Origin of the sequence: Acinetobacter terrae (genome assembly GCF_013004375.1) — a bacterium.
Lineage (GTDB): Bacteria > Pseudomonadota > Gammaproteobacteria > Pseudomonadales > Moraxellaceae > Acinetobacter > Acinetobacter terrae.
Genome location: NZ_JABERI010000037.1, coordinates 1 through 7,817, shown reverse-complemented (window position 1 = coordinate 7,817; position 7,817 = coordinate 1). Strand labels below are relative to the sequence as shown.

The 7,817-nt window shown below is 38.6% G+C and carries 10 protein-coding genes and 1 rRNA gene; 7 read left to right on the top strand and 4 right to left on the bottom strand.

Going from position 1 to position 7,817, the window contains the following annotated elements; all coding sequences use genetic code 11:
- Nucleotides 1–182 precede the first annotated feature (182 nt).
- Both HLH14_RS14035 and HLH14_RS14030 read left to right on the top strand, forming a co-directional pair.
- The gene (locus tag HLH14_RS14035) at nt 183–632 is read left to right on the top strand and encodes a DUF2147 domain-containing protein (RefSeq protein ID WP_067724816.1); all 450 of its coding nucleotides are present in this window, start codon (nt 183–185) and stop codon (nt 630–632) included.
- A 154-nt stretch (nt 633–786) separates the two neighbouring features.
- Entirely contained in the window at nt 787–1,236 is a 450-nt protein-coding gene (locus HLH14_RS14030; protein WP_067724818.1) for a DUF2147 domain-containing protein, read from the top strand.
- Nucleotides 1,237–1,296: 60 nt separating this feature from the next.
- Here the strand turns inward: HLH14_RS14030 and HLH14_RS14025 are convergent, their stop codons facing one another.
- Genes HLH14_RS14025 through pdxA form a run of 3 tightly spaced genes read right to left on the bottom strand, consistent with a single transcriptional unit; the run spans nt 1,297 to nt 3,960 of the window.
- Entirely contained in the window at nt 1,297–2,130 is an 834-nt protein-coding gene (locus HLH14_RS14025; protein ID WP_171255203.1) for a symmetrical bis(5'-nucleosyl)-tetraphosphatase, read from the bottom strand.
- Between the two features lie 15 nt (nt 2,131–2,145).
- The gene (gene rsmA, locus HLH14_RS14020; protein ID WP_067724812.1) at nt 2,146–2,958 is read right to left on the bottom strand and encodes a 16S rRNA (adenine(1518)-N(6)/adenine(1519)-N(6))-dimethyltransferase RsmA; all 813 of its coding nucleotides are present in this window, start codon (nt 2,956–2,958) and stop codon (nt 2,146–2,148) included.
- A gap of 33 nt (nt 2,959–2,991) precedes the next feature.
- Complete coding sequence (gene pdxA, locus HLH14_RS14015) at nt 2,992–3,960, bottom strand: 4-hydroxythreonine-4-phosphate dehydrogenase PdxA (protein ID WP_067724810.1); 969 nt, start codon at nt 3,958–3,960, stop codon at nt 2,992–2,994.
- A gap of 324 nt (nt 3,961–4,284) precedes the next feature.
- On the opposite strand from pdxA, the gene rplM reads away from it, so the two are divergent.
- The 5 genes from rplM to HLH14_RS13990 all read left to right on the top strand — a co-directional run bounded on the left by rplM (nt 4,285) and on the right by HLH14_RS13990 (nt 7,222).
- Nucleotides 4,285–4,713: a 50S ribosomal protein L13 gene (rplM, locus tag HLH14_RS14010; RefSeq protein WP_067724808.1), complete on the top strand. Its 429-nt coding sequence runs from the start codon at nt 4,285–4,287 to the stop codon at nt 4,711–4,713.
- 12 nt (nt 4,714–4,725) lie between these two features.
- Nucleotides 4,726–5,112, top strand: coding sequence for a 30S ribosomal protein S9 (gene rpsI, locus HLH14_RS14005; protein ID WP_067724806.1), 387 nt, complete (start codon nt 4,726–4,728; stop codon nt 5,110–5,112).
- Between the two features lie 331 nt (nt 5,113–5,443).
- A complete protein-coding gene (locus HLH14_RS14000) occupies nt 5,444–6,097 on the top strand; it encodes a glutathione S-transferase N-terminal domain-containing protein (RefSeq protein WP_067724804.1) in 654 nt (217 codons plus the stop codon).
- Nucleotides 6,098–6,108: 11 nt separating this feature from the next.
- On the top strand, nt 6,109–6,540 hold the full coding sequence (locus tag HLH14_RS13995; protein WP_067724802.1) for a ClpXP protease specificity-enhancing factor: 432 nt from the start codon (nt 6,109–6,111) through the stop codon (nt 6,538–6,540).
- 19 nt (nt 6,541–6,559) lie between these two features.
- Nucleotides 6,560–7,222 carry a hypothetical protein gene (locus HLH14_RS13990; protein WP_067724801.1) on the top strand — a complete coding sequence of 221 codons (663 nt, stop codon included), beginning with the start codon at nt 6,560–6,562 and terminating at the stop codon, nt 7,220–7,222.
- 504 nt (nt 7,223–7,726) lie between these two features.
- Here the strand turns inward: HLH14_RS13990 and rrf are convergent.
- Nucleotides 7,727–7,817 (bottom strand): 5S ribosomal RNA (rrf, locus tag HLH14_RS13985); the annotation flags it as partial.

The following is a 7,817-nucleotide window of genomic DNA, read 5'->3' as shown; positions in this document are numbered from 1 at the left end:
TTGTTTGAATCGATGTATTTCATCCGCAGATTATGCACGAATGCTAAGAAATCCGGAGTGCAAATATTAACCAAAAAGAAGATCATTTTTTGATTTATGAAAGAGGTCTAATATTGACTAATTGTTTAATATATCTAATATATCAACCTTTCAAAAAGTGAACGAATGTTTGAAGGTCTGATATGCTCAAGAATCTATTGCTTGCAACTTTAGCAAGTGCACTTTTTAGCACTCATGTTTTTGCTGAGGATATCACAGGAATATGGCAACAGATTGATGATAAAACGGGTGCCGCTAAAGCCATTATTAAAATTGACAAAGAAGCCAATAATACCTATACAGGTAAAATTGTTAAAGTTACACCCCGTCCTGGCTACACTCCTCGTGCAACTTGTAATAAATGTCCCGCTCCATATACCAACGATCCAATTTTAGGCATGGAAATCCTTAAAGGTTTAAAACACGTAGAAGGGACCCATAACTACGAAAAAGGTCGTGTCATCGACCCGCTTGCCGGGAAAATTTATGATGCCAAAGTTCGTTTAAATGCCAATGGTAAACGTTTGACTTTACGTGGCTATATGGGTGTATCCGCATTAGGACGCAGTCAAACCTGGATTCGACTTGACTAAATAAATACCAATCAAAAAGCCACATCATGTGGCTTTTTTACATTCGTCAATAAATGATTAAATCTTTTGCAGACTCCCCAGAATATTGACTAATCACATAATCAGTCTAATATACCAACTCAATAAAAAATAATGAGTTATGGAAAAGTTTGATATGCAAAAGAATATATTGCTTGCAACTTTGGCGAGTGTGATTTTTAGTGGCAATGTTTTTGCTGAAGATATTTCTGGAACCTGGCAGCAAATTGATGATAAATCAGGTGCGGCCAAAGCGATCATCAAAATTCATAAAGAAGCCAACAACAATTTTACCGCCAAGATTATTAAAGTAACTCCTCGACCGGGTTATTCTCCGCGAGAAACCTGTAATAACTGCCCTGCGCCATATACAAACCAGCCAATTTTAGGTATGGAAATCATTAAAGGCTTAAGACATGTAGAGGGAACCAACAACTATGAAAAAGGTCGTGTGATTGATCCTTTAGCAGGCAAAGTCTATGATGCCAAAATCAAAATGAATGCCACAGGCAAGCGCCTAACCTTGAGAGCCTATATGGGTGTTTCAACCTTAGGACGTAGTCAGACCTGGATTCGACTTGACTAAATAAAGACCCATAAAAAAGCCACATCATGTGGCTTTTTTATTTTGTAAATCATCCAGACATTACATCATTGGATTATCAACTTTAAATATTTCTTTATCTTCCAGGCGATAGGCAATCAACTGCTTACCCCAAACACAGCCACCATCGACATTCTGAATCTGTGGATTAATGGTTTTACCCTGTAATGCAGCCCAGTGCCCAAAGATTAGTTGATGGGTTTTCGCAGCTTCCGACTCAAATTCAAACCACGGTTTAAAACCTTGAGGCATTGGATCATCAAGTGAATCTTTAAAGCTAAACTCTAAACGGCCTTCGCTATTGGTTAAACGCATACGGGTTAAATAGTTGGTAATACAACGTAAGCGTGCACTGCCTTCTAAATCATCTGCCCAAAGATCAGGTTCTTTACCGTACATCTCGGCTAAGAAAGCATCTACTACAGCAAAATCTTCATGACTGATGATCGCTTCAACTTCTTTAGCCAAGGCAAAAGTTTGTTCTGCCGACCAAATACATGGAATACCGGCATGAGTCAAAATCGTTTGATCATTCGGGAAAAGACACAACGGTTGTTTGCGTAACCAATCAATCAAGTCATCGCTATCAATCGCATCAATTACATCACGGGTATTATCTTTGTCTTGTAACGCTTTTAAACCACGTGCACAGGCTAAAAGCGTCAGGTCATGATTCCCCAATACCGTTGCTGCGACCCCACGATCGACCAGTTTTTTAACAAAACGTAATGCGCCAATCGAGTTTTCACCACGTGCAACCAAATCACCGGCAAACCAGATAAAATCTTGATCGGGGTCAAACTTAATTTCTTTAAGTAAGGCTTTTAAGGCTTCAAAACAGCCTTGAACATCACCAATGACGTAATTGTATCTAATCGCGGAGCGTGCCACTTAAGCCACCATTTGATCTGACAAAGCAACAAATTGAGCCATGCTTAAGGTTTCTGGACGTGCCATCGGATCAATACCGGTTTTCTCGAAGGCATCTTCCACCAACATCCCCTTCAAGCTGTTACGCAAAGTTTTACGACGTTGGGTAAATACATGTGAAACCAGACGTGCCAACGCTTTTTCATTTTTGGCAATAACCGGTTTTACATGGTAAGGCTCTAAACGGAATACCGCAGAGGTCACTTTGGGTGGCGGATTAAAAGATCCTGGCGGTACTTCAAATAAAAACGTCGGTTTACAGTAATACTGAATCATCACTGACAAACGACCATATTCTTTGGTATTTGGCGAAGCGGTAATACGATCTACCACTTCTTTTTGCAACATGAAGTGCATGTCTTGCACTTTGTCACCAAATTCCAAGAGATGGAATAATAGTGGGGTTGAAATGTTATAAGGCAAGTTACCAACCACACGTAATGGACGATCTTCCTGAAACAATTGAGAATAATCATATCTCAATGCATCTGCTTCAATAATGGTTAAACGCTCTGGATGCGGTACACGACCCGGTAGGCCTGCTGCCAAATCACGATCCAGCTCAAGCACGGTTAAAGCATCACATTCACCAATCAGCGGTGAGGTCAACGCGGCTAAACCCGGTCCAATTTCTAGAATGTTTTGACCTGGACGCGGATTGACTGAGCGTACAATTTTGGCAATGACACGCTGGTCATGTAAAAAGTTTTGACCAAATCGTTTTCGAGCCTGATGCCCTTCTTCTTTTGGGTTTAAGGCATTAATTTGATACATAAAAACATTTCCAACGTGAGTGATGAACAATAATCAGTGGCGCGCCAAATCGAGGGCTAAATCGACAGCAACGTGCAAACTTGAACTTTTTGCGAGTCCAGTGCCTGCAAGGGAGAGTGCTGTGCCATGATCTACAGAAGTACGGATAAACGGCAAGCCCAAAGTAATATTGATGGCTCCACCAAATCCTTGAGATTTTAACACAGGTAAGCCTTGATCGTGATACATCGCCAAAACGGCATCTGCATCTTTTAAATTTTCAGGGGTAAATAAGGTATCCGCAGGAAGGCTCAAGCTCATATTGAGGCCTTGCGCCCGATAGCTTTCAAGCACCGGATTAATTACATCAATTTCTTCATGTCCTAAATAACCACCCTCTCCTGCATGGGGGTTTAAACCACAAACTAAAATATGCGGATGCTCAATCTTAAACTTGGTTTTTAAGTCATGAATCAAAATATCAATCACTTGATGCAAACGTTGTTTGGTAATGGCATCTGGAACATCGCGTAAAGGTAGATGTGTGGTTGCAAGTGCCACCCGCAAAGTTTTGGTCGCAAGCATCATCACGACACGTTCAACACCTGCGAATTCTTGGTAATATTCTGTATGACCACTAAAATGAATGCCAGCCTCATTAATAATTGATTTTTGCACGGGAGCCGTTGCGACACCGACACTTTTACCTGACATCGCATAATCGGCAGAACGACGTAATTGTTCTAATACATAAGCAGAATTTTCAGCATTCAACTCACCCAATACAACATCAGTATTTAGTGGAACATGCTCAACGTATAACTGCCCTTGTCCTGAAGATTCTGATTGTCCTTGATATGCAATAAGTTCAACTGTTTGATTAAGAATTTCAGCGCGTTTTTTTAATAAATTGAGATCAGCCAAAATCACAATTGGACGTTCATCAATACGCATCGCCAAACTTAAACAAATGTCTGGACCAATCCCTGCAGGTTCACCACTGGTTACATATAAAGGAAGCATATTTTCATCTCGTCTAACCTGCGCTCGAATATCATTATTATATACGGGTTAGAGAAACAAGTTTTTCCGTAACTTCTATTTTCTAAGCAAAAATAGGTATCCGTTCCTAATCTTGCGCTGGGAAAATTCAGAGTTCTATCCATTCTTTTAAAAATACGAAAATAGTTGTGATTATTTTTTGCACATTACTATTTTTACCTATAAAATACAGCGCTTGAAATTTGCTTTTTCATTTGTGATTCTTCACGTATTCGTTTAGAATTGCGTCTCCTTTTGTTTGGACAGATTCCATAGTCCAAACCAACTATAATAGGTAGTGGTTTAATGAAAACTCTCAGCGCTAAGCCAGCTGAAGTTCAACATGACTGGTATGTTGTTGATGCTTCTGGCAAAACTTTAGGTCGCCTTGCGACTGAAATCGCTCGTCGTTTACGCGGTAAGCATAAAACTTCTTATACTCCTCACGTTGACACTGGCGATTATATCGTTGTAATCAATGCTGAAGAAATTACTGTGACTGGTAAAAAAGCTCACGATAAGAAATACTATCGCCATACTGGTTTCCCTGGTGGTATCCGTGAGACTAACTTCGAGAAGTTAATTGCTCACAAACCTGAAGCAGTTTTAGAAAAAGCTGTTAAAGGTATGTTACCAAAAGGTCCTCTTGGTTATGCAATGATCAAAAAAATGAAAGTGTACGCTGGTACTGAGCATCCACATACAGCTCAACAGCCACAAGTTTTGGACATCTAAGGGATACAGCACATGGCTACTAACTATGGTACAGGTCGCCGTAAGACCGCAACTGCACGTGTTTTCTTGTCAGCTGGTACAGGCAAACTCGTAATCAACAATCGTACTCTTGAGCAATATTTCGGTCGTGAAACTGCTCGTATGATCGTTCGTCAACCTTTAGAACTTTTAGAAGTTACTGAAAAATTTGACCTTTACATCACTGTTGCTGGTGGTGGTATTGGTGGTCAAGCTGGCGCTATCCGTCACGGTATTACTCGTGCTTTGATCGCTTCTGACGAAACTTTAAAACCTGCTCTTCGTCAAGCTGGTTTCGTTACTCGTGATGCTCGTGAAGTTGAACGTAAGAAACTTGGTTTACGTAAAGCTCGTAAACGTCCTCAATTCTCTAAACGTTAATTCGTTTACCGAATCGGACAAAAAGCCTTGGTTTATCCAAGGCTTTTTTATGTCCTGAAAATTTATGAACAACAATTATTTTTCTATTGTTCATGCACATCTTTACCCCACACCCCTTCATGACACCAAAAGGACTTGCTGAGATAGTAGTTAGCAACAGCAATTAAAATAAAAAGCATCATTAAACCCAGTTTAATTATCATATTTTCTTACTCCAGTCATTTTTTCTTATAATCTACATCTCCTATAGCTGATTCATCTTTTATGCTTCGTGCTTTTTAGGTTGAATTTTAGTATCCTATTCTATTCATTTTTTGCTTTGTTTAGGATTATGTCCGTCGAAACCGCACCTGTTCAAGGAATTACACTCTATAGCCATGCAGATGACTTTCGTTCACATTGGATTCGCTATGTCCTGGCCGAGAAGCAAATTAAATATCATCTTATTATTGTGGATGAAGACGATGAAGATCTCGCCAGCTTAAATCCATACAACCAAGTACCCATGCTGATTGAAAATGAACTTAAACTGTTCAATACCAGTATTATTTCCGAATATGTAGATGATCGTTATCGTCAAAACAAGTTGTATGCTGATGCACCTATGCCGCGCTCAGAACAACGTCAATATATTTGGCGATTTGAACAAGACTGGCTAAAACTTGCAGATATTATGTTGCGTCACCCAGATAGCTTAAATGAAAAAGATAAGGCAAAAGCCCAAAAACAACTGCGCGACATACTGATCTCTCTGACACCGCTCTTTCAGCATTTTCCATATTTCATGTCAGAAAATTTTACAATTTTAGATTGCATGTTAGCGCCAATCTTTTTACGGTTACATTCAATGGGAATTGAACTCCCTAAACAACATTGCCGACCAATTTTATTATATTGCCAACGGATATTTACTCGTCCTGCTTTTACCAAGTCTATGACTATGCAGGAAAAAAATAAATATCGTGAAATTTTAGTGAATCAATAGAGTATCTCTCAATGTCTGATCAGGAATTAAACCTCACTCCCACCCGACCTTATCTTGCTCGTGCAATTTATGAATGGATTTGTGACAACAACCTTACCCCACATTTACTTGTTGATGCCACACAACCGAATACCCTGGTTCCCGAACAATTTATTCAAGATGGGCAAATTGTTTTAAATATCGCCCCTCATGCGGTACATAAATTAAATATGAGCAATGAGACAATTACCTTCTCTGCTCGCTTTGGTGGCGTATCACGTGATATATATGTACCCTTAAATGCCGTGATGGGCATTTATGCACGTGAAAATGGTCAAGGTTTATTCTTTGATCCAAATGAATATGAGGATATCCAAATCCCTGAAGATACTTTAAAATCAACAACACTTTCAGAAGAAACTGAACAACCTAAGAAAAAACCGAGCCTACGGTTATTAGACTAAAATAAGACGGAGTAAATTGATGGCTTTTGATTTAGTACAATATTTTGCTGAGCAGATTAACAATCAAAAGCCTCAGCTTCTCGAGCAACACTCTGGAGAAGATAGAAAAGAGCACTTGTTAGAAATAAATGCGCTTGTATTGGGTAAATTGATTACACTTTGGCGTTCTAATGACAAAAAAGTTTATCAAGAGATTTCCTCACCCGAAGAACTCTTTATTCAAGAGGTTGCACGTCATCTAACCACTTCTTCAAAAAATCAATCCACATTAGCTAAACATGAATTAGAGCCGGCAGTCACAGAGATATTGCGCTTACAACTGGCAGAGCTTAAACAGCTCAATGACATTGGTAATCTCGAAGTTCGTGGATTACATGAATTACTTTTAGGGCAAATTGAACATCTTTCAGGTCAAGCCCCTGATTGGGTTTGGTCAACAAACGACCTGTTAGAGTTAAAAGGTTCTAAACCAATTGTACAAGAAGAGATATCATTAGACTCAACAATGAAGGAGTTTAATCAAATGGTTAGTCAACAACATACTGATGCTAATGAAGATCAACACAATGCTGCAGCGGTAGTAAATACTACAGTTCCAGGGTGGTCAAAAATTCTCGAACCTGTAGTTGCTGTTACTATTCTCTGGGTTCTATATTGTGCTGCAACACAAATGTTTAACTAAAATATTTAAATATTTTAGTTAAAAAATAAAAAATCGCCTAAATGGCGATTTTTTTTTTGCAAAAAGTTCAGCTGTTAGGACTTATAAATAACATAGATAAAAATTAAAAATCCGCTATATATTATTCAATACAACGATACAAACATGGATTTCTTTCACTTACAAAAGATTCCCTACTCTATTTACCCAAATTTTTTATTTAAACTTTTAGTAATTCCTTTTGCCTAAAGCATAGAAAGCTGATTTTCTTACCATAAACGTAAATTTTAACAAGGTTAAAGACTTTGTGAGGTGTTAATCACCCTTATATATTTCTTAATACTAGAAGTGCTTAAACATCGATATGTTCACTCTTTCAGAATCAAGATTCAATCCAAGAAATCTAATAATCACTTTTTTCAAATACTTGATAAAAAGGCTTCCTATGGAGCTTTTTTTAAATATAAAAATTTATGCATAAAAAAACACCCTGACCGATTAGATCAGGGATTTTTCGGAATAATGAGCTGGCGATGACTTACTCTCACATGGGTAACCCCACACTACCATCAGCGCAAAGAGGTTTCACTTCTGAGTTCGGGAAGGGATCAGGTGG